Origin of the sequence: Vibrio sp. 10N.247.310.23, from assembly GCF_041467155.1 — a bacterium.
GTDB lineage: Bacteria > Pseudomonadota > Gammaproteobacteria > Enterobacterales > Vibrionaceae > Vibrio > Vibrio crassostreae_C.
The window spans coordinates 19,780-40,372 of sequence record NZ_JBFSTZ010000031.1 but is presented as its reverse complement, the minus strand read 5'-3'; the positions used below and the strand labels follow the sequence as shown (position 1 = coordinate 40,372).

The 20,593-nt window shown below is 44.8% G+C and carries 17 protein-coding genes; 10 read left to right on the top strand and 7 right to left on the bottom strand.

Features of this window, described 5'->3' with window-relative positions:
- Positions 1 to 61: 61 nt before the first annotated feature.
- Positions 62 to 1,258 (bottom strand): NO-inducible flavohemoprotein, encoded by a 1,197-nt coding sequence (gene hmpA / locus AB6D93_RS20195; protein ID WP_102333493.1) that lies wholly within the window; start codon positions 1,256 to 1,258, stop codon positions 62 to 64.
- A gap of 366 nt (positions 1,259 to 1,624) precedes the next feature.
- On the opposite strand from hmpA, the gene norR reads away from it, so the two are divergent.
- Both norR and AB6D93_RS20185 read left to right on the top strand, forming a co-directional pair.
- Positions 1,625 to 3,217, top strand: coding sequence for a nitric oxide reductase transcriptional regulator NorR (gene norR, locus AB6D93_RS20190; RefSeq protein WP_017062637.1), 1,593 nt, complete (start codon positions 1,625 to 1,627; stop codon positions 3,215 to 3,217).
- 89 nt (positions 3,218 to 3,306) lie between these two features.
- On the top strand, positions 3,307 to 3,666 hold the full coding sequence (locus tag AB6D93_RS20185) for a glutaredoxin (RefSeq protein WP_017062638.1): 360 nt from the start codon (positions 3,307 to 3,309) through the stop codon (positions 3,664 to 3,666).
- 109 nt (positions 3,667 to 3,775) lie between these two features.
- Here AB6D93_RS20185 and AB6D93_RS20180 read toward each other — a convergent pair whose 3' ends face one another.
- Positions 3,776 to 4,411: an OmpA family protein gene (locus AB6D93_RS20180; protein WP_102333492.1), complete on the bottom strand. Its 636-nt coding sequence runs from the start codon at positions 4,409 to 4,411 to the stop codon at positions 3,776 to 3,778.
- A 258-nt stretch (positions 4,412 to 4,669) separates the two neighbouring features.
- On the opposite strand from AB6D93_RS20180, the gene AB6D93_RS20175 reads away from it, so the two are divergent.
- The 6 genes from AB6D93_RS20175 (at position 4,670) to AB6D93_RS20150 (ending at position 10,283) form a co-directional block, all read left to right on the top strand.
- The gene (locus tag AB6D93_RS20175; protein WP_017062641.1) at positions 4,670 to 5,296 is read left to right on the top strand and encodes a thioredoxin domain-containing protein; all 627 of its coding nucleotides are present in this window, start codon (positions 4,670 to 4,672) and stop codon (positions 5,294 to 5,296) included.
- Between the two features lie 76 nt (positions 5,297 to 5,372).
- Positions 5,373 to 5,846, top strand: a complete 474-nt coding sequence (locus AB6D93_RS20170) for an FKBP-type peptidyl-prolyl cis-trans isomerase (protein ID WP_017062642.1) — start codon at positions 5,373 to 5,375, stop codon at positions 5,844 to 5,846.
- Between the two features lie 188 nt (positions 5,847 to 6,034).
- Entirely contained in the window at positions 6,035 to 6,625 is a 591-nt protein-coding gene (locus tag AB6D93_RS20165; RefSeq protein WP_017062643.1) for a TetR/AcrR family transcriptional regulator, read from the top strand.
- Positions 6,626 to 6,768: 143 nt separating this feature from the next.
- Complete coding sequence (locus tag AB6D93_RS20160) at positions 6,769 to 7,800, top strand: NADP-dependent oxidoreductase (protein ID WP_017062644.1); 1,032 nt, start codon at positions 6,769 to 6,771, stop codon at positions 7,798 to 7,800.
- Positions 7,801 to 7,835: 35 nt separating this feature from the next.
- Positions 7,836 to 8,456: a glutathione S-transferase family protein gene (locus AB6D93_RS20155; RefSeq protein WP_017064479.1), complete on the top strand. Its 621-nt coding sequence runs from the start codon at positions 7,836 to 7,838 to the stop codon at positions 8,454 to 8,456.
- A 150-nt stretch (positions 8,457 to 8,606) separates the two neighbouring features.
- Entirely contained in the window at positions 8,607 to 10,283 is a 1,677-nt protein-coding gene (locus AB6D93_RS20150) for an RluA family pseudouridine synthase (RefSeq protein WP_102333491.1), read from the top strand.
- Positions 10,284 to 10,449: 166 nt separating this feature from the next.
- Here the strand turns inward: AB6D93_RS20150 and AB6D93_RS20145 are convergent, their stop codons facing one another.
- The 3 genes from AB6D93_RS20145 to AB6D93_RS20135 all read right to left on the bottom strand — a co-directional run bounded on the left by AB6D93_RS20145 (position 10,450) and on the right by AB6D93_RS20135 (position 12,869).
- On the bottom strand, positions 10,450 to 10,743 hold the full coding sequence (locus AB6D93_RS20145; RefSeq protein WP_080582263.1) for a YkgJ family cysteine cluster protein: 294 nt from the start codon (positions 10,741 to 10,743) through the stop codon (positions 10,450 to 10,452).
- Positions 10,744 to 10,918: 175 nt separating this feature from the next.
- Positions 10,919 to 12,103 carry a D-alanyl-D-alanine carboxypeptidase family protein gene (locus AB6D93_RS20140; RefSeq protein WP_017064476.1) on the bottom strand — a complete coding sequence of 395 codons (1,185 nt, stop codon included), beginning with the start codon at positions 12,101 to 12,103 and terminating at the stop codon, positions 10,919 to 10,921.
- A gap of 178 nt (positions 12,104 to 12,281) precedes the next feature.
- The gene (locus tag AB6D93_RS20135) at positions 12,282 to 12,869 is read right to left on the bottom strand and encodes a DUF4136 domain-containing protein (RefSeq protein ID WP_102333490.1); all 588 of its coding nucleotides are present in this window, start codon (positions 12,867 to 12,869) and stop codon (positions 12,282 to 12,284) included.
- 268 nt (positions 12,870 to 13,137) lie between these two features.
- Between AB6D93_RS20135 and AB6D93_RS20130 the strand changes: the two genes are divergently transcribed.
- The gene (locus AB6D93_RS20130; RefSeq protein ID WP_017068159.1) at positions 13,138 to 13,392 is read left to right on the top strand and encodes a YgjV family protein; all 255 of its coding nucleotides are present in this window, start codon (positions 13,138 to 13,140) and stop codon (positions 13,390 to 13,392) included.
- Between the two features lie 135 nt (positions 13,393 to 13,527).
- Here AB6D93_RS20130 and AB6D93_RS20125 read toward each other — a convergent pair whose 3' ends face one another.
- Complete coding sequence (locus AB6D93_RS20125; protein WP_102333489.1) at positions 13,528 to 14,991, bottom strand: sensor domain-containing diguanylate cyclase; 1,464 nt, start codon at positions 14,989 to 14,991, stop codon at positions 13,528 to 13,530.
- Positions 14,992 to 15,285: 294 nt separating this feature from the next.
- Entirely contained in the window at positions 15,286 to 18,453 is a 3,168-nt protein-coding gene (locus AB6D93_RS20120; RefSeq protein ID WP_017072213.1) for a chitinase C-terminal domain-containing protein, read from the bottom strand.
- Positions 18,454 to 18,929: 476 nt separating this feature from the next.
- On the opposite strand from AB6D93_RS20120, the gene AB6D93_RS20115 reads away from it, so the two are divergent.
- Complete coding sequence (locus AB6D93_RS20115; RefSeq protein ID WP_017072212.1) at positions 18,930 to 20,516, top strand: BCCT family transporter; 1,587 nt, start codon at positions 18,930 to 18,932, stop codon at positions 20,514 to 20,516.
- The last annotated feature ends 77 nt before the right edge of the window (positions 20,517 to 20,593 follow it).

Below are 20,593 nucleotides of genomic sequence, written 5' to 3'. Positions count from 1 at the left end.
GCCTTTGAATAGGCAAGGTATTAATAGTTCAGGCGAGTGTTACTAGAAATGCCGAGACCTATTAGAAGTTAGCGTGAGGGCCGAATACTTCGTAGTGAACGCGTGAACGGTCAACTTTCATTGCATCTAGCTGCTCTACGATATTCTTCATGAAACCAACAGGACCACAGATGTAGAAATCGCTCTCTTCAAAGCCTTTAGTATCAGAGATAGACGCTAGATCCATGTGACCTTGATGCGTGTTTTCACATGCAGATTCATCTTTGTTCATGTACCACGTTTTCGCTTCCCAACCTTTGTCGGCAACAATATCTTTAACACGAGTCGTGAAAGAGTGTTGGCCTACGTTCTCACAAGCGTGAAGGTAAAGTACTGGCTCGTTTTTATCTTCCGTGTTTAGGAACTCAAGCATAGACTGCATTGGCGTTACACCAACACCTGCAGAGATAAGTGTTACTGGCTTGCTGCGCTCTTGATACATGAAGTCACCCGCTGGTGCGTATAGGCTAACCTCATCACCAACAGCAACCGTATCGTGTAGGTGGTTAGATACAACGCCTTGTGTCTCTTGGCCTTGTCCTTCACGTTTAACAGAAATACGGTATTGCTTGCCGTTTGGCTTATCAGACAGTGAGTATTGACGAATCTCGCTGTATTGAGAGCCTTCTGGTTTCACTTCGATACCGATGTATTGACCTGGTGTGTAATCCAGAACTTCACCGCCGTCTTTTGGCTGAAGGATAAAGCTTGTTACTAGCGCTGACTCTTCGATTTTGTCTGCAATCACAAACGCACGCGCTGCTTCCCAACCACCAACAGCTTGCTTACGCTGTAGGTAAAGTTCAGCTTCACGATCGATGAATACTTGCGCCAAGAATAGGTAAGCGGCTGTCCATGCTTCTTCCACTTCTGGAGTAAAGGCGTCAGCAGCTAGTTCACGTAATGTCTCAATCAGGTGCAAACCAACAATTTGGTAGTGCTCTGGTTGAATGTTAAAGCTTGTGTGTTTCTGAGCAATACGTTCAACGGCAGTTGTTAACGCTGCTAGATTTTCAATGTTCTTTGCATATGCCGCGATAGCTTCAAACAGTGCTACGCCTTGGCGACCTGTTCTTTGGTGAGTCATATTGAAGATATCTTTCAACTCAGGGTTATGCGTGAACATACGTTGATAAAAATGCTGAGTTAAAGCTGGGCCTGCGCTCTCAAGTAGAGGAATAGTAGATTTGATGATTTCGATATGTGCATTGTTAAGCATGAATTTACTCCGAACACTGAGCCTTATGACCTATATGTCATTTTGACTACTAAAAATTAAGAATGACTTATCGATTTTCTGAAACCTTAGTTATTTTTAGAAACTGAGTTATTTTGACTCGTTTTCATTTCAAAAAATCGCGAAACCTGATTAATGCAACCTGATTGATTGAGATCAAGAATAGTCTGTTTAATCAGCGCTATAATTGGGCTTCTCTGTATCTTATGCACAATCAGTGCCAACTTTATCAATCCCCGTCATTACTGGTTTTCTTCTCAAAACTCATCTTATAAAAATGTCAAAAAGACCTTTTTTTTAAGTCAATAAGACTCTATTATGTAGATAAACACACAGTTAGAGTTTTTTATGCAAGATATCTCCGCATCTACCCTCATGGAAATGACCATTGGCCTCGCAAGTGGTGTCAACGATCAAGATCGTTTCAATCGCCTGATCGATGCCATTCGCAAAACCATAACGTGTGATTGTGTCGCGCTTTTAAGCCTTCAAGGCGACACGCTAGTACCTATCGCAATGCAAGGGCTCAGCCGAGATACATTCGGTCGTCGCTTTATCATTTCAGAACACCCACGATTTGAAGAGATCTGCGCGTCTCGCTCTCCTGTTCGTTTCGATGCTGACAGCTCCCTACCCGATCCTTTCGATGGTTTGCTTATTGACCATGATGGCGATTTACCAATGCATGCTTGTATGGGCTTGCCTTTGCTATTTGGCGACAAGTTATTGGGCATTCTGACTCTAGATAGCTTGAAACCTGATGTCTTCGCGAATATTCCGGCGCGGAACCTTGAAGTACTGGCAGCTATTGCAGCCTCAACCATGCAGATGGCACTGACCTTCTCGCAACTTGAGCATCAAGCAAAACAGTCAAAGCAATTACTCGAAGAATTGAACGTAGAAGCGTGGGAACGTGACGGCGGTGAGTTGATTGGTAACAGTGACACCATGGTCGCGCTTAAGAACGACATCGCTGTTGTAGCTCCATCTGAGTTTAATATCTTGATTCATGGTGACACCGGGGTTGGTAAAGAGCTTGTGGCTCGCACCCTGCACCACCAATCTCAACGTAAACGTAACCCACTCGTCTACGTAAACTGTGCTGCAATTTCTGAAAACTTAGTAGAGAGTGAACTGTTTGGTCACGTTCGTGGCGCGTTCACTGGCGCAGACAAAAACCGCTTAGGTAAATTTGCTTTAGCCGATGGTGGCACACTGTTCCTTGATGAGATTGGTGAATTGCCTTTGGCCGCTCAAAGTAAGCTCCTACGTGCGCTGCAAAACAACGAAATCCAACCGGTTGGCCAAGACAACATTCAAACCATTGATGTGCGAGTATTGGCAGCGACAAACCGAGATCTAAAACAAGAAGTTGAAGACGGTCGATTCAGAGCCGATTTGTACCACCGATTGAGTGTGTATCCTATCGCGGTGCCAGCACTGAAAGATCGTGGTGACGACATCAGCCTATTAGCGGGTTTCTTCTTAGAACAAGCGCGTCGTAAGCTTGGTATCAACCAAGTTAAGTTCCGCTCCGACGTTCTTTCTTTCCTAAACCGTTATGGTTGGCCGGGTAACGTGCGTGAACTTGAGCATGTGATCAGTCGTTCCGCATTGAAAGCGTTAGCGCGCAGCACCAATAAAAACCTGGTGACAATCACCAAGGAAGATTGTGGTCCTCTAGACCAAGATCAGCCAATTGCGACGACTCAGGTGAAAAACACACCATTATCGACACCAACGATCGACCTTTCTGCAGGGCTACGTGGTGCAACGGACGATTTTCAACGCAGTATCATTACTGAGGTGTTGGAAGATGCCAACTTTAACTGGGCACAAGCAGGGCGAGTTCTGAAAACAGACCGAGCAAATCTGACTCGACTGTCTAAGCGTTTAGGGCTAAATGTGGCTAAGTCTCATACGATCGAACGGACAAAATAGATATTAGCGGTTTGTTGCGAGCATCTGACAAAACTTGTGTATATAATGCTGCAAATTGTAACGCTAATTTTAAATATGTAGAGAGAGTTATGAAGTTTATCCGTTGGTTCTTAGGTCGTGTCATCTTGTTATTGAATTTTGTTTTCAGCCCACGTGGTGTGAAGCGTTCTCAAGAAGAACAAAGCAAAGTAAATGAGCAAGCAAAAACGCACACGTTATACCAATTCGAAGCGTGCCCATTTTGTGTGAAGGTGCGCCGCGCGATGAAACGTCAGTCGGTTCAATTTGAACTTCGTGATGCAAAAAACAACGAGCAACACCGTGCTGAGCTTGAAGCTGGCGGCGGTCGTGTGAAAGTGCCTTGTCTACGTATCGAAAAAGACGGTAAAACTGAGTGGATGTACGAATCTTCAGATATCGTGACTTACTTAGAAAAGCAGTTTGCATAAGCAATAAAGCAACAAAAGTCAGATACAAAAAATCCCTCGAATGTGAGGGATTTTTTATGTCTGTTATTTGGCGTTAATCGCTTCAAATTGGGAGCGAAAACTCAAACGACTACTTCGCTACAATCAGCATCAATTCCACACGGCGGTTACACGCCTTGCCTTGCGCAGAAGCGTTCGTACAAGCTGGAACATACTCACCGAAGCCACGAGTATAAATAGAACGACTCGACACATAGTTACTCTCTAATCGAGCCTTCACTTCTTTTGCTCGTTGATCTGAAAGCGGATCATTGATTCGATCTGTGCCCGTGTTATCGGTGTGCCCTTCAATCACCACATCAATATCTTGGCGCTGAGCAAGGTAGCTGCCTAGCGTATCTAGCCATTGATTATAAGCTGGCTCAGGGAATGCTGAACCTGTTTTAAAGTTCACGTGCTGCTCAAGCTTTACCATCACATGGTTGCCCGGCAACACTTCAAAATCGATACGGTTTTGTCTTAAAAAGACTTCCAGTGGATCGTTAGTCGAAACGCCACGTCCGTAGTTGGTCGTGATGGTTCTGTGTTGATGAGTGCTGCTCTGAATCGAGTAGCCACGATTACTTGCTACATGAGTCGTTTGAACCACACCCCATTCAGGATGCATCAAGTCGTAATCGGTTTGTGGTGCAGTCTCTAGCATGTCACCGCCAAGTAAGTCAGTTGGTGACGTGGCTTCACACCCAGCCAAAGCTATGCTTAACATTATCGCTAAATATCTCATTACTTCACCAACCACTCATGCAGATAAACCATTCACTAATGTCTATATCGGCACCGAGGGAAAAACTTTAGACGAAAAGAAAGCAGAACCCAAAAAAGTGCTGTTGATCACAGTTAACCGTCTACTAGCTTGTCTTCAGCCGCTAGTTCGAACTGTTTGCATTTATTTACCTTATAATTGTTTTCCAATTCGTACTAAATAGTTAGAATCTCACGACTTCTCAACGCTAGAGCAAACATTATGTTTAAACCATTTACTAAATTCATCACAGCACTCGCTGCCGTACTCATTATCGCGGGTTGTAGTGAAACAGACGAGCCACAAAAAGGCGTTCAATACGAAGCGCTTCCTACTGCTCTAACAGAATTTAACTTGTCTCCGATCACTGAAATCTTCTCTCTTAACTGTGGTCACTGCCGTCAAATGGAAAGTGCCATTCCAGAGATTGAATCTCTAACAGACCAAACTATTGGCAAGATGCACGTGACGTTCAACGAAAGCGCTCAAATCAGCGCAATGATCTACTACACAGCAGTGATGCAGCTTGATGCGACGCCTGACCACGCATTCATGGACGACCTATTTGGTGCCGTTCAAATGGGTGCAGATGCAACACCTGAGCAGCGTCAACAAGCACTAGAGACAGCGTTTACTTCTCGTGGTTTGGTTAGCCCATACCAGCTGAATAAAGAACAGCAAGTCGCTCTTTTCGACTACGTTAAGCAAGCAGAAGAGATCTCAGTAAAAGGTCAGATCAACTCAGTACCAACCTTTATCATCAACGGTAAATACCAAGTACTAACAGCAGGTCACCAAGACGTTGCTGGCATTGCAAAAACGATCAACTACCTTTTGACTCAACCATAATCACGGCTTTAGTCAACTGATTAACACATTTTGTATTAACTACGAAATTCAGCACTCAATATAAATAGGTTTTACTATGTCTAAATTTGTCATCCCGGTCATTGTCTTTCTTTTGGCGGGTTTCATGATTTACCGTACTTGGACGAATCATAAGTCTGGCGGAGAAAACTTCGAACAAGGCCAACAATTTCTAATTGAAAACGGCACTAAAGAAGGCGTGATTACGACTGAAAGCGGTCTTCAATACCTTGTTCTTGAAGAAGGTACAGGCACAGAGCACCCAACTAAGAACAGCAAAGTAACGGTTCACTACCACGGTACGCTAATCGACGGCACTGTTTTCGACAGCTCTGTTGAGCGCGGCGAGCCAATCTCATTTGCTCTTAAGCAAGTAATTAAAGGCTGGCAAGAAGGTTTGACTTACATGGTTGAAGGCCAAAAAGTTCGTCTATTTATTCCAAGCACTCTAGCTTACGGTAAAGGCGGTTCAGGCCCTATCCCACCATCATCGACTCTGATTTTTGATGTAGAACTCATCTCTATCAAATAATCGAAGTTACTGATTTAAGCCCCAACATACGCGCTATGTCGGGGCTTTTTTATATCTGAACATTTGAAGCCTCTTTAGATATTGAGCTATTTAGCTATTTAGCTATTTAGCTACTGTAACAACGACCAAATATACCCTCGAAAACCGACCACTAGACGACTGGTCTAATTTAACTTATAGTACCGCCCATGAACGAAAAAACGAATGACACACGCCTGCATGTTTTAGATGTTGGCTACCAATTAATAGTGAACAACGGCTTTAACGGCGTTGGCTTATCGCAATTGCTTAAAGAAGCGGACGTGCCGAAAGGGTCGTTTTACCACTACTTTAAATCGAAAGAGCAATTTGGCGAGGCTCTGATCCAGCACTATTTTGAGACCTACATCAGCAGAGTTGAAACTATTTTGGTTCATGGTGAAGGCAACCATTACCAGAGAATTGTCAGTTATTTCACTCGATGGTCACAGATTGAAAACGGCACCTGCAATGCTCATAAATGCTTGGTCGTTAAACTCAGCGCGGAAGTTTCTGATCTTTCTGATCCTATGCGCCAAGCGCTATTAAAGGGTGCAGAAAAAGTGACGAATACCATCGAACAGTGCATTGTCGGCGGTATTGAAGATGGCTCCATAAAGGTTGAAGAGAGCCAAGAAGCAGCTCAGAACCTATACTCAATGTGGTTAGGCGCCAGCTTATTGAGCAAGCTGAGCCAAAGCTCACATAGCTTACAGTCAGCTTTGAGCCTTACCGAACGAATTTTAAAAGGTGAAAGCTAATAACGCGCAGCGCGCTTTATTGGCTTTAACTTAAAAAAATCACCCGCCCTCTTATCAATTTGATGACGGCGGGATTTTTAGACAACAAGACTAGACGACTGGTCTAATTCTAAATGTATAAAATACACAATTAAGGACATCCAATGACTCAACAAGACAATCGCCGAATCGTATTGGCTTCTCGCCCAGTTGGCGCACCGACTCAAGACAACTTCCGTTTAGAGACAATAGCTGCGCCAAGCATCAAAGACGGCGAGATGTTACTTCGCTCAGTTTACCTTTCTCTAGACCCATACATGCGTGGTCGTATGAGCGATGCTAAATCCTACGCAGATCCCGTTGCGATTGATGAAGTGATGGTAGGCGCAACCGTATGTCAGGTTGAAGAATCAAACCACGCTGATTACGAAATTGGCGAGTGGGTACTGGCTTACACAGGTTGGCAAGATCTTGGTGTGTCTAACGGTGAAGGCCTTATCAAACTAGGTAAAGAACCAACGCACCCTTCTTACGCGCTTGGCATCATGGGTATGCCTGGTTTTACTGCTTACATGGGCTTGCTTGATATCGGCCAACCTAAAGAAGGCGACACGCTAGTCGTTGCAGCAGCAACAGGTGCTGTAGGCGCAACCGTTGGACAAATCGGCAAACTAAAAGGCTGTCGTGTTATCGGCGTTGCAGGCGGTCAAGAGAAGTGTCAGTACGCGAAAGAGATTCTTGGCTTTGATGAATGCATCGACCACAAAGCTGACGACTTCGCGGAGCAATTGGCTAAAGCGTGTGACAACGGCATCGACGTTTACTTTGAAAACGTTGGCGGCAAGGTATTCGATGCAGTAATGCCTCTGCTTAACACAGGTGCTCGTATTCCTGTGTGTGGCCTTATCTCTCAATACAATGCGACTTCACTGCCTGAAGGACCAGATCGTATGTCTAGCCTGATGGGTATGCTGCTTGTTAAAAGAATTAAGATGCAAGGTTTCATCATCTTTGATGACTACGCACACCGTTACAACGAATTTGCTGTTCAAATGACAGAATGGTTGTCTCAAGGCAAGATGCACTATCGTGAGCACCTGGTTGAAGGTCTAGAAAATGCGCCACAAGCATTCATGGGCCTATTGGAAGGTCAGAACTTCGGTAAGCTTGTTATCAAAACGAACGAAGCTAAATAAATTCAATAAACTGAACCCGTTAACTAGGTAGAATCATGATTACTTTGCATCACCTGAATAAGTCGCGCTCAAAGCGCATCATCTGGCTATTGGAAGAGCTTGGGGTAGATTACCAAATCAAACCCTACCAACGAGACAGTGTCACTTTTCTTGCACCACCAGAACTCAAATCCATTCACCCATTGGGTAAATCTCCTGTCATTGAAGACGATGGCGTCGTGATCACTGAGTCTGGTGCTATCACGGAATACCTAATCGACAAATACGGTCAGGGTAAGTTCGCACCTACACGCGGCACCGCAAACTACGTTGAGTATTCGCAATGGCTTCACTTCGCTGAGAGTTCAGGTATTTTGCCAATGCTGCTTAAGATCTTTGTAATGAAGGACGGCTGCGAAACTAACTTCCTAGGCGGTTATGCAGACGATGAAAACCAAAAGATCTTAACTTACGTGAATAATGCACTTGAAGGTAAAACCTACTTGGTTGCAGACACACTAACAGGTGCAGATTTTATGATGTCGTTCATCGTAGAAATCGTTGGTAACTTTGGTGCAACTGCGCTTTACCCTAACATCGCTAAATACGGTGAACTTTTAAAGAGCCACCCTGCTTACCAAAAAGCTGAGCAAGTAGAGCTAGAACACTCGAACTGATCGAGTTTCACTCAAACACGTGCTTGCTAGAGTAAACACAAGAAACTAAATGAAGCCAAAGCCGATTTATCTTCTGCTTTGGCTTCTCATTTGTCTTCATTTCGACAACAATACCGAACTCTAACTGAACAGCCATAGAGTTTGATCTTAATGCCAACAAACGTCGCTCAATACACACCTCTGCACCTAGCAAACACGAATGTCGATTTAGCGCTACCGACTCGTTTTACGTTTCCGTATTACTATACCCCGCACCCTGTGTGTGAATTCGCTATGCTGCAGCTTCAGCAATCACTTGTCGACTGTGGTGTGAATGAAACCTCGCAAGGTAATCTCTACGCTGTGCTTCTTGTTCAGAATCCAACCACACAAGGGTTAGGTTACCTTTCTGCGTTTTCAGGCTTGCAGTTAGATCCGGCTTTGGTCTCTCAGTTAAACAACATTCACTTTGTTCCACCAGCCTTCGATTCAAAACAGTTTCAATCTCAAAACAGTGCGAACCTTGCTCGACAATTGCAGCTCTCGGACGACATTGAAAAGCTGCAACAGTCGCACAATCTAGACACATTATTGGCCGAGCTTGAAGGGTTAAAAATCGAATCAGCAAAAGCTATCGAAGCCTTTCAGTTAGCAATGGCCGCAAACAAAGCTCAGCGTAACGAACTCAGAGAACAAGCCAATCAAGAAAAAGCATTAGGGAATCTAGAGTCAGCGGCGAATTTGCTCAAACAACTGGGCAATCAAAGTAGCCAAGAGAAACGTGACCTAAAAGCACTTCGTATTGAGTGGAAACAGAAGATCGCAGAGCGCCAATCACAAATTGATTTGATTGAAAGCGAACTGAAAAACCGTAAGCAAGATCACCAAGCAGTTTCACAACAGTTGGAAACTCAACGCCTCTCTCACTATCGCTTTATCAATCAAGCCAAGCAATCTAAGAATTTACTCGAGTTGCTCGATGGTAAAGACGCGCTTGAAGGCTCTGGTGACTGCTGCCTACCAAAGCTGCTTAACTTCGCCTTTGAACACGGGTTCAAGCCGTTAGCTTTGTCTGAATTTTGGTGGGGATTACCGCCTACAGACATCATTCGACAACACGCAAACCTCTACCCTGTTTGTCAGAGTAAAAGCTTTGAGATCCTCGAACACCAGTTAAGTGGCATAGAGCTAGAAGATAACCCGCTTATCGTGAACCCTGCGGTTGGTAAGTCTTTTAATATTGTTTATGAAGACGATGAAATCGTAGTCGTCAATAAGCCAGAAGAGTTCTTGTCGGTTCCCGGTAAGTTCATCGAAGATTCAGTTTATACCCGCATAAAAGCGCGTTACCCGGATGCGACTGGTCCTTTGATTATCCATAGGTTGGATATGTCGACGTCAGGTTTGTTGATCTTGGCGCTCACGGCGGAATCAAACAAGCATATTCAGAAGCAGTTCATTAATAGAACCGTAGAGAAACGCTACACCGCTTTGTTAGATGGCGAGATAACGGGCGAATCTGGCAATATCAGCCTTCCTTTGCGCGGCGACATCACGGACAGACCAAGACAACTGGTTTGTCACCAACACGGCCGAAATGCAGAGACCCATTGGCAAGTGGTTAGCACTCACAATGGCAAAACCAAGGTTCACTTGTACCCTAAAACAGGGCGAACCCACCAGCTGCGAGTGCACTGTGCTCATCCATTAGGGCTTGCTGTACCTATTCGTGGTGACGACTTATACGGATACAAACGCGAGCGCTTACACCTGCACGCTGGCTACTTAAAGTTGATTCACCCGACAACCGGTGAATGGATGGAGTTTGAAGTGCCTTCCGAGTTCTAAACTCTAACTTATCGAGCTAAGACTCTTATCTCACTCAATATTTGATCTCATAAAACGCATCAAGGTTCTACAACTGCTTAAGGTATAGAACCCTGATATTTAATTTTAATGTGATTATCACAGTTCATTAGCGTACTTTAGTTACTGAGTTCAATACTGCAGACGCCTAGCCCATCACATCTTTGCGCTGGTCAACACATTCGAAAGAGCCCATTTCGAACTCGCGACAGATCCATGGTCGGTTTTCGTAGATAGTACACATCAGTGTTTCTCTATCTACCGCAGAACACCAGCCGTCGTCTAAGCGCTTCATGGTTTCACCGCCCCATTCATCATAAGCGATGTGCTCTTCAGGTACGCCCGTATCTGTGATGATCATAACCTCTAAACGACAACAGCATGCCTGACAATTTGCACAGGTTACTTCGGGTTCGGTTACGTTCTTTATATCTATCGTCATAAGTGACTACACTGCTAAATTTTGCGTATAGTAATCGAAACCGCCCGCTACGGCTAATAAAGATAGTGCGGCGCGGCGTTTTCATTGATGTAGAAATAACAAAGGGCGCTGTGATTCACTCACAACACCCATAATATTTCGACTTTTCAGCGCGGCTTATCGCCACAGGCTCTATTTAGAACAGGCTCGCGAAGAACAGCTTAACGTAGTCTATTAAACGTTTGAACAAACCGCCCTGTTCAACCGCTTCAAGCGCGATCAAAGGCTGAGTTTGAACATCTTCGCCATCAACGGTGTAATGAACCACACCTAGAGTTTGACCTTCTGCAATTGGCGCTTTCAGTTCAGAGTTAAGCTCGATAGATGCAGTCAGCTTTTTACTGTCTGACTTAGGCAACGTAATGAACGTGTCTTCTGCCACACCTAATTTCAATGTGTCTTGCTCACCAAACCATACCTTCTCTTCAGCCACTTGATCGCCGCCTTTATGCGGGTTTAGTGTATCGAAGAAACGGAAACCGTAGCTCAACAGCTGTTTGCTGTCTGATTCACGGCTCTTAACGCTTGATGCGCCCATCACAACCGCGATAAGTCTCATCTCACCTTGTGTCGCTGAACTCGCCAAACTGTAGCCAGCACCAGAGGTGTAGCCCGTTTTCATGCCATCAACGGTTAAGCTTCTATCACGCAACAAGCCATTACGGTTATGTTGAGTGATGCCGTTGTAACTGAAAGAGCGTTCGCTGTATAAGCCATACACATCCGGTAAATCACGAATAATGGCACGACCGAGTAACGCGATATCGTAAGGAGTCGAATAGAGGTCGTCTGCATCCAAACCATGTGCATTGGCAAAATGGGTGTTTTCTAGCTTCAGAGAGGTAGCCCAAGAGTTCATCAGGTCAACGAATGCATCTTGTGAGCCTGCAACATGCTCTGCAATCGCAACGCTAGCATCATTACCGGATTGAATAATCAAGCCACGATAAAGATCCATCATTGCTACATCGGTGTTTACTTCGATGAACATTTTTGAAGAGTCTGGGAAGTTCTTCGCCCACGCGTTCTCACTGATTCGTACCTGATCATCAGCAGAGATGTTGCCTCGCTTCATCTCTTGACCTGCCACATAACTGGTCATCAGTTTGGTCAAGCTTGCTGGGTTTAACTTCGTATGTGCGTTTTTTTCTACCAGCACATCACCAGAATTAAAATCAATTAACACATACCCTTTTGCGCCTAGGCTAGGTGGGCTTGGTACTATAGAAGGTGCTGCGATAGCTGCATTACTTACCATCGCGGCGTTACTTACAATGAATATACTTAATAGAGGGAGAGAGTATTTGGAAAACAGTTTCATTGAATCAAACCTAAGTTAACGTTTTGAGCAGTATAGACAAATGCTAGCAAAAGAAGCGCGAACTTTACGTTGCTTTACGTATTTGTACCATTCGTTACAAATAAAAAAGTATAATCTGCGATCTGACCATATTTTCCACAACTAATATTTACTCCACGAATGCATTCAACGCCTAATGCTATCGCTCAGGCATGCGTCTAAATAACATTTCAACAAAGCCAGTAATACGCTGTTTGCTCTCGCTTGGCTCTAAATCAGGTTGGATGCCAGACTGTGCTAATGCTTGCCATTGTACGACCTCTGAGTTAGGTACGAAAAACGCAATGTACAACGACCCTTTCTCCGCGACTTTACCTTCACCATCGTAAAATGGCACACCAGTAAATAGCTTAATCGCATCGAAGATAGACTCATCGTTCAGTTCCGATTCTTCCGCTAATCCAAAGCCTACAACAACATCACCGACACCATCCTGCTTTAACTGATAACCTTTACTTGAGAGCTGTTCTTGAATCGAATCACGCACTAAATCGGTTACCACGGTTTCATCGTATTTTTGAGAAAGGTAAACCTTTTCTGACTCAGGGTGCCAGGAGTACGTCATCACGCCGTGTTTCATGAAACCAAAGTCACCGCTAGTGACCACACCATAATTGTGTGTGGGTGGTATTTCTTGCGTAGAGCATGCGGTCAGCCCAATAGCCATCAAAGCCAATAGTGCTGCTTTTTTTATGCTTTTTGTTGCACAAATGGATCGTTTTATCATTCGAGGCTTCCTTACCTATATAAGAATAACTATCAATTCAACCTCCAACATAAATAGTAATTATGTTAATAGAAAGGTCATTAAACGTTTGCGTAATCGCTAACCTTCACCTCTGTCTGTTTTGGGGGTTTAATCACAAAAACAGAGTTGGTATAGTTCTCCCCGTTAAACAAAACCAGACCATTCGAGGCACGGAGCTTCCTCAATCATCTCATGAAGAGAAGAATTGGTACCGACAAAGTATCGGCAAATTTAAGAGGGTCAAACAATGGAATTCAATATGGTTGAAATTTTAGGTTACGCTGCGTCTATTATGGTCGCAATTTCATTAACAATGAAAGATATCGTTCGTCTGCGTGTCCTTAACTTTATTGGCTGTGCACTCTTCACAGCATACGGCATCATGATTGACGCATGGCCAGTTGCAGCCACCAACGGCTTTATCGCTTGTGTAAACATCTACTTCCTTGCAAAAATGCAAAAGGAAAAAAAAACGGAAGCGATGAAAGCAGCGAAAGCTTAAATTAACGATTAGCCTTTCAAATAATTCTGAAAAAGCCCAAATAGAGCGATCTATTTGGGCTTTTTTGTGTTTGTCGTTCTCAAGAGCTCGATTTGTGTGAACAAAACTTTTCAATTCAATGAGGCTTTCAACCGATCACATGTAAGCAACGTGATATTCGTTCTCTCGATACGCTTGAGTGTTGTTACGTCCACTCTCTTTTGCTTGATAAAGCGCTTTGTCGGCTTTATCGATAGCGGTTTCAATGTCAGTCAGTGCTTGAGCATGGCAACAACCAGCGCTGATTGTTACTGGCGACACTAAGCCTTGAAGTTGCTCAACACATAACCGTAACGCCTCTGATAATTCGAATAACTCATGTTCATCACAATCAAACGTCACCAAAATAAACTCTTCACCGCCATAGCGTGCAATCAAACGACGACGGTTAACAAATCTCTTCAGTGATTTTGCGACCTCACAGATAACCCTATCGCCTTGAGCATGACCATATTGATCGTTCACCCGCTTGAAATGGTCAATATCCAGCAAAATGACACCGACATTTGTTAGCGGATAAGGTGACCTTTGAGTAATTTTCAGTTTTAGCTGCTCGATAAAACTCCGTCGGCTAGGAAGGCCTGTGAGGTAATCGAGGCTCGCAACATCCAATATTTTGAGATGACGATGCCGCAGGTAAAGCACCAGAACAACAATGATACTCAGTAGACTAACAACCAACGTCATCAAACTTGCCAACAATAAGCTGTGGTTCTTGTTGAGCTCTTGTTCTAAGACACCAGCAGAAATAACCCAATTAAGATACGGATAAAACTTGTAGAAGATGTTTTTACTCGTCGTGCCATCTGCCGTAGAGATAGAGTAACTAAAGTGACCTTCAGGTTCATCGACGACTTTATCGATAAGCAACTCTGAAGAGTCATCAATCAAGGTTTTTAAGTGCTCGTGTTCAAAGTTAGGTTGAAGGACTAACGTGCCTTGTAAATCAACGATATATACATAGCCACTATCGCCATACGAGTACTTTCTCAATTTGTCTTTAAGTGCTTCGAGATCAACCAGGTACATCAGTTCATCTTTATAGGTGGTCGCCACCAATGTATTGCCACTCGGTAGCCTCACTGAATATGCGACCTTCGCACGCTTGCCAACTTCATGTGGATTGGCGTGCGAGTATTGGGTCATTCCAGACTGTAAGCTCAGTTGTTGTTGAATATGGGTTAAATGCGCGCGATTTTTCCCTTGTAAAAACGGGTGATATAGATGAATACCTTGTGGTGACATCAGGTAGATATAACCAGACTCTCCAATCACCAATTCGTTGGCAATTCGAATGACTTCTTCAACTTCTTGTTCTGGAGAGACACGCAGTGCGTGAGAGGCGACGGTATCAGTCACACCTTTTAGATAGGTTTTGATCGCTTCGTTGACTGTGGTGTCTACGATGTCGTAACTCGCGTTCACAATAGTACGAAAGAAGAATTGGTTGGAATCTAATAATGATTCTTTCGTCCGGTTGAATTGAACAGCAGAGAGGATCAGAGAAACTACGGCCAGCACAATTGAGAAACTAAGAATGTATTTACGTCTGACTTTCAAGATTACCCCGTAGATTTATAATTTCAGGTAACGCTGTGACTTCTCTTATATACAGACTGTTTTATATCATGTTTTTATTTTTTACTGAACGAGTGTCGATATTTTTAAGGGTTTCTATACGTAATCTGTGACTTATAACAAAAACGCCGAACTGGATTCAGTTCGGCTTTTTGATTTTACGTCTAGATTGATTACTTAATTGATACTAATTCCTGATAAATAGACTTAAAAGCATTTGTGTTTATTACCTATTACTACACTCTATTGTCTATAAATAGTTTGCTTAGCATTAAATTAAGAACAAACTTGAGTCCAGCTACCATCGCTACCCGGTTCAGAACTTGTCCACCAGTTTGCTTGGTAAACACTACCGTTGTGAACCACTTGGTCTCCTGTGTTTGCATGGCTTGGGTTACCTGCCCAATCTTTCTGAGGTAAGTCTGGGTAAACCGCTAAACCTGCCGTATCACATGTACCTGGATTGGTGCCACCATCGCCAGGGTTACCGCCACCTGAACTGATATCACCTAATGGTAGATCTGGCTGCTCGAAGCTAAACGCGTAATCAACGCCACCGACATTCACCGCGTAGTTAGCAGGGCCAGAAATTGGCAAGTAATACACCATGTCTAACTCATACACACCGCCAGCAGGAAGCTCTTCCCATGTCGGCAACGTAAACGCCACTCGGTGCATGGTTCCATCTAGTCCACCGATGTTATCCGCGCGAGTATGACCTGAAGCAATCACGGTCAAACCACCACCCGATTGATCTTTCGCGTTATCAGGTGCAGATACTGGGATATCGAATTGGAACTCAGTTCCACCCGGAAGAGCTTGCCCTGTGTTGTTCGTGAACGTGATCTTAGGGTTGATTGGGTAGTTTTGGTCACCGACTTTGAAGCCACCAACCGATACCGCGATATCTAGCGCTTCTGTTGGAATAGCACCCGTCGCTACTTTGTTTCCATATGGTGTTGCAGACTTAAACTTATCGTAGATAGCTTTCGTCATGGTGTTACCCATGTGGAACTCACCGTTACCGCTGTTACACGCTTGCTCAGTCGTATCGATAGAGCTTCGGTTGCCATTCGCATCGAGAACATAACAGTTATAATCCCCTGCTAGTTCCCAGAACATAATGCCGCCGATCTCTTTGTCGATAACGTAGTCCGCTTTCACGTCGATAGACTGTTTATCTTCTGTTGAAAGGAATACGCCCTTCTCTGCGTTCCACAACCAAGGGGCAACCGCCACACTGTCGTAGTTTCTCGTGTAAGTGCCCGTTAGAACATCTGAAGGATCATTCACAGGATCAAGCTTGTAAGCTTCAGCGTAAGAGCCCCAAATACCCTTCTCTAGGTTCTTCGCGTGCCACATAGGGTTAGAACCCGCGCCCATTTCGTTACCTTTTGGATCGGTATCGTGCCACATGTTGTCGATACCAATAGCGCCATGGCCACAGTTGTTTTTCTCGCCTTCACCCGTACCCGCTGAACATTCAGATTGGTTTGGCAGTGCTGCTCGGCCCCAAAGACCATTCTCACCACCCGTTACGCCTTGCCAACCACGAGTGTAGTAAGGCACACCGATGTTAATACGGCCTGCTGGCATAGAACCACGGAAGTAATGGTAAGCCCAATCCGTGTTCAGATAACCAATACCACCGTAAGCCGCCGTGTCGTATACGTTCCACTGCGCTAGCTCTGAATCTTTACCCGTATCAAACAAGGCTGCGTTATGACCTACGTGATCGTTCCACGCACCGTGAAGGTCGTAAGACATGATGTTTACGTAATCGAGGTACTTGGTTACATCGAATGTTTCCATACCGCGTAATAGGTAACCAGAAGAAGGCGCTGCGATCGTTAACATGTAGTGATTGCCATCTTGCGCAGACGCCGCATCGAGCTTCTCACGTAGCACTTTCATCAACACTTGGTACGACGCCCACAGGTATTGACGACGCGGCTCCATGAAGTCTTTGTCGTATGGGTTACCTGCGCCAGCCATAGAAGTTGGGTATTCGTAATCGATATCTAGACCATCGAACTGGTACTTACGCAGCATTTCGACCGCTGAAGTCGCGAATGTTTCGATACCTTGATGGTTGATAGAACCATCAGCATTGGTCGTCATGGTGTAGAAACCACCATCAGCCACGCGGCTGCCATCAGTCGCGAAGTGACCACCTGTTTCAGCCCAACCACCGATTGAGATTAACGTTTTCACGCCGTGTTTTTTCTTCGCTGTCGCTAATGCACCGAAGTGACCTTTGAAGCCTAATGCCGGATCAACTTCCACACCCGGCCACTCTTTACCAACCGCTGCGTTATTTGGATCGTTTACATCACCGACGTTTACTTTGCCATCTGAACCGATGCTCACGAAAGCGTAGTTAATGTGTGTGAGTTGTTCCCAAGGAATATCATTTACTAGGTAAGCTGCTTGTGGGTCATCCCCTGCACGCCAACTTGTGAAGTAACCAATGACACGACGGGGATGGTCTGCGCCCATTTTCTCACGGCCTTCATCATCGTAAATTGTACAGTAAGGAACATCGACACCTTGAGTTTGATATAAGCCATCAGGGCGACATGTGCTCACTGTTGGAGCGCCGTTCACGGTCAAAGATGCCAACGCAGAATCTGCAGTCGCACCTTGGTCGTCTGTTGCTTTCGCGTAAACCGCTAAAGAACCCGCTTGAGTTGTTGTGTAATCTAACGTGTAAGGGCTCGTTGCAGCAGTGCCCACAAGAGCACCCGCTACGTAGAAATCAACCTTATCAACCGTGCCATCGCTATCTGCTGCCGTTGCTGTCAGTGTGACTACACCACCAACATCAACAGATGTCACTGAAAGTGCAACTGAAACTGTCGGTGCTTCATTCCCTGGTTGTGCTGAATCAACAGAAACAGAAACCGCACTTGCAACACTTGCTGCGCCTTCATTATCCGTTGCAACAACAGAAACCTGATGATTACCCGACGTTGCAGCCCAAGTCGCTTCGAAAGGTGCCGCTGTGACTACCGCAACAGATGCGCCATCAACAAAGAACTCAACCGAAGCCACACTGCCATCAGAATCTAGTGCTGTTGCACTCAATACAACATTATCGCCTTCAGTAATCACGTCAGAAGCAGAGGGTGCCGTTAATGAAGCCGTTGGTACTTCATTTGGCGTACCGCCACCTCCGCCACCACTACACACATCAATCTTTTTCCATTGTGCATAGTCACCCTCAAATTGGCTCGGGTTGTTATTTTGATTCCAGTAATTCGCTGAGTACGCGCTGCCGTCATGTGAAACCTGATCACCACCGGTGTACACCGTGGCGGAATCCCACGCTTCTAACGTTGAACAATCCACAGCCGCGTAGCTGTTGAACGCCATTAAGCATGACGCGGTGAGAGTACTGAGTGTAAAAACCTTCTTGGCCACTCTTCCTTGGTTTAGGTGCATGTTAGCTGTCCCTTAAGTTATTGTTTCAAGATGCTTAATTTAAGTGTCATATTTCTCATCACTTAAATCTCTTCGCAAAACAACTGTAGGTAACAGTGCCAATTTAACACCTAATATATTCGATATTTATAAAATGACTCGCATTAATTTGTTTATAGCATGCAATGAGTCGACACTTATTTTGCACGAACAACTAATATTAAATTTATTTCGGTACGCTAAAAAATATCGCCTAATTCGTATCCTTAATTACAAAACTCTATTCATATCTGCTTTATTTGTTCGTTCTGAAATTTCGTTTTAAAACTAACCAAAAGGGATTGATTTCGCCGTAGAACTGATTTCTTTTCTAAATTTGCCCACTTTTTCTTAACAATTGTGGTAGTATCGCGGATTTTTTTGACGAACCTCACATTTCCAATGCAAGTGTGGGAGAAATACATAGGCTCGAAAGAGCCAAATATAGCGAAGAAATAATGTCCAACTTGACGCAAGTCGCCAACGAAAACATCAACGCAGAATCTACTTCTATCGATTTCAATAAAGCTCAATCTTTGGGTGAAAAACTGGAACTCGGAAACCCAGTCTTTTGGCTTAGTGGCAGTTTTTTAACCCTCTTTGTCATCCTAGCCTTCACCAACACCTCCGTGTTGTCCGAACTTGTAAACATCGGCTTTAGTTATTCAACTAAGTGGTTCGGTGCTTTCTGGCAAGTCCTACTACTTCTCAACTTCATTATCGGTTTAGTGCTTGCACTAGGTCGCACCGGCCACGTTCGCTTAGGAACGCTTGCCCTACCTGAAATGACCACCTTTAAATGGATGTCTATCGTCCTATGTACGCTGCTAGCCGGCGGTGGTGTGTTCTGGGCAGCCGCAGAGCCTATCGCTCACTTTGTTTCAGCTCCGCCACTGTATGGCAACGCAGATCCTCAAGCGATGGCGTTCAATGCTCTATCACAATCTTTCATGCACTGGGGTTTCCTTGCATGGGCAATCTTAGGTGGTTTGTCTTCCATCGTGTTAATGCACTTGCATTACGACAAAGGCCTTCCTCTTAAGCCTCGCACTCTGCTTTACCCAGTACTTGGCGACAAAGCGATTAACAGTTGGGTTGGTAACGTTGTCGACGCATGCAGCATCGTGGCTGTAGCCGCAGGTACTATCGGCCCTATCGGCTTCCTTGGCCTACAAATCAGCTACGCACTGAGCGAACTGTTTGGCATTTCAGACAGCTTTGCAACTCAAAGTGTTGTTATTATCTTTGCTATCGCAATGTACACGCTTTCTGCTTTGAGCGGCGTGAACAAAGGTATCCAACTGGTAAGCCGTTACAACATCATCTTGTCTGTGTGTCTAATCGGCTACATCCTTCTTGTTGGCCCAACGAGCTTCATCGTTGATGGCTACCTGCAAGGTATGGGCGAAATGGTTGATAACTTCATCCCAATGGCGCTATACCGCCAAGATACAGCATGGCTAGGTGGCTGGACTGTGTTCTTCTGGGGTTGGTTCTTAGGTTATGGCCCAATGATGGCGATCTTCATTGCTCGTATCTCACGTGGCCGTACTATTCGCCAAATGATCGTTTCTATTAGCATCGTTGCACCGCTTGTAACGTGTTTCTGGTTCAGCATCGTTGGTGGTAGTGGTCTAGCGTTTGAATTAGAGAACCCAGGTGTGATTTCTAGTGCGTTCGAAGGCTTCAACCTTCCGGCGGTTCTTCTAGCAATTACCGCGCAACTGCCGTTCCCAACTCTGATTGCAATTCTGTTCCTGATCCTGACGACCACGTTCATCGTGACAACAGGTGACTCAATGACTTACACCATCAGTGTGGTAATGACGGGTACGACAGAGCCAAACGCAGCGGTACGTACTTTCTGGGGTATCATCATGGGTGCGGTAGCGATCGCACTTATCTCAATGGGTTCAGGCGGCATCTCCGCTCTACAGTCGTTCATTGTAATCACAGCGGTTCCGGTATCGTTTATCTTGCTCCCGTGTCTATGGCACGCGCCGAAGATCGCGAAGCAGATGGCAAGAGATCAAGGTATCGCTTAATACCTGACCCGATTTAGTTTCGGGTAGCGTAGAACACTAAAAAGCCACTCAAGTGATTCACCTGAGTGGCTTTGTTT

Coding starts and splice junctions, on each gene's coding strand:
- AB6D93_RS20175 (WP_017062641.1), top strand. CDS start 4,670: ATGTTTAAACCATTTACTAAATTCATCACAGCACTCGCTGCCGTACTC.
- AB6D93_RS20145 (WP_080582263.1), bottom strand. CDS start 10,743: ATGACGATAGATATAAAGAACGTAACCGAACCCGAAGTAACCTGTGCA.
- AB6D93_RS20180 (WP_102333492.1), bottom strand. CDS start 4,411: ATGTTAAGCATAGCTTTGGCTGGGTGTGAAGCCACGTCACCAACTGAC.
- AB6D93_RS20120 (WP_017072213.1), bottom strand. CDS start 18,453: ATGCACCTAAACCAAGGAAGAGTGGCCAAGAAGGTTTTTACACTCAGT.
- AB6D93_RS20150 (WP_102333491.1), top strand. CDS start 8,607: ATGCCAACAAACGTCGCTCAATACACACCTCTGCACCTAGCAAACACG.
- AB6D93_RS20140 (WP_017064476.1), bottom strand. CDS start 12,103: ATGAAACTGTTTTCCAAATACTCTCTCCCTCTATTAAGTATATTCATT.
- AB6D93_RS20115 (WP_017072212.1), top strand. CDS start 18,930: ATGTCCAACTTGACGCAAGTCGCCAACGAAAACATCAACGCAGAATCT.
- AB6D93_RS20165 (WP_017062643.1), top strand. CDS start 6,035: ATGAACGAAAAAACGAATGACACACGCCTGCATGTTTTAGATGTTGGC.
- AB6D93_RS20185 (WP_017062638.1), top strand. CDS start 3,307: ATGAAGTTTATCCGTTGGTTCTTAGGTCGTGTCATCTTGTTATTGAAT.
- hmpA (WP_102333493.1), bottom strand. CDS start 1,258: ATGCTTAACAATGCACATATCGAAATCATCAAATCTACTATTCCTCTA.
- AB6D93_RS20155 (WP_017064479.1), top strand. CDS start 7,836: ATGATTACTTTGCATCACCTGAATAAGTCGCGCTCAAAGCGCATCATC.
- AB6D93_RS20170 (WP_017062642.1), top strand. CDS start 5,373: ATGTCTAAATTTGTCATCCCGGTCATTGTCTTTCTTTTGGCGGGTTTC.
- AB6D93_RS20135 (WP_102333490.1), bottom strand. CDS start 12,869: ATGATAAAACGATCCATTTGTGCAACAAAAAGCATAAAAAAAGCAGCA.
- norR (WP_017062637.1), top strand. CDS start 1,625: ATGCAAGATATCTCCGCATCTACCCTCATGGAAATGACCATTGGCCTC.
- AB6D93_RS20160 (WP_017062644.1), top strand. CDS start 6,769: ATGACTCAACAAGACAATCGCCGAATCGTATTGGCTTCTCGCCCAGTT.
- AB6D93_RS20130 (WP_017068159.1), top strand. CDS start 13,138: ATGGAATTCAATATGGTTGAAATTTTAGGTTACGCTGCGTCTATTATG.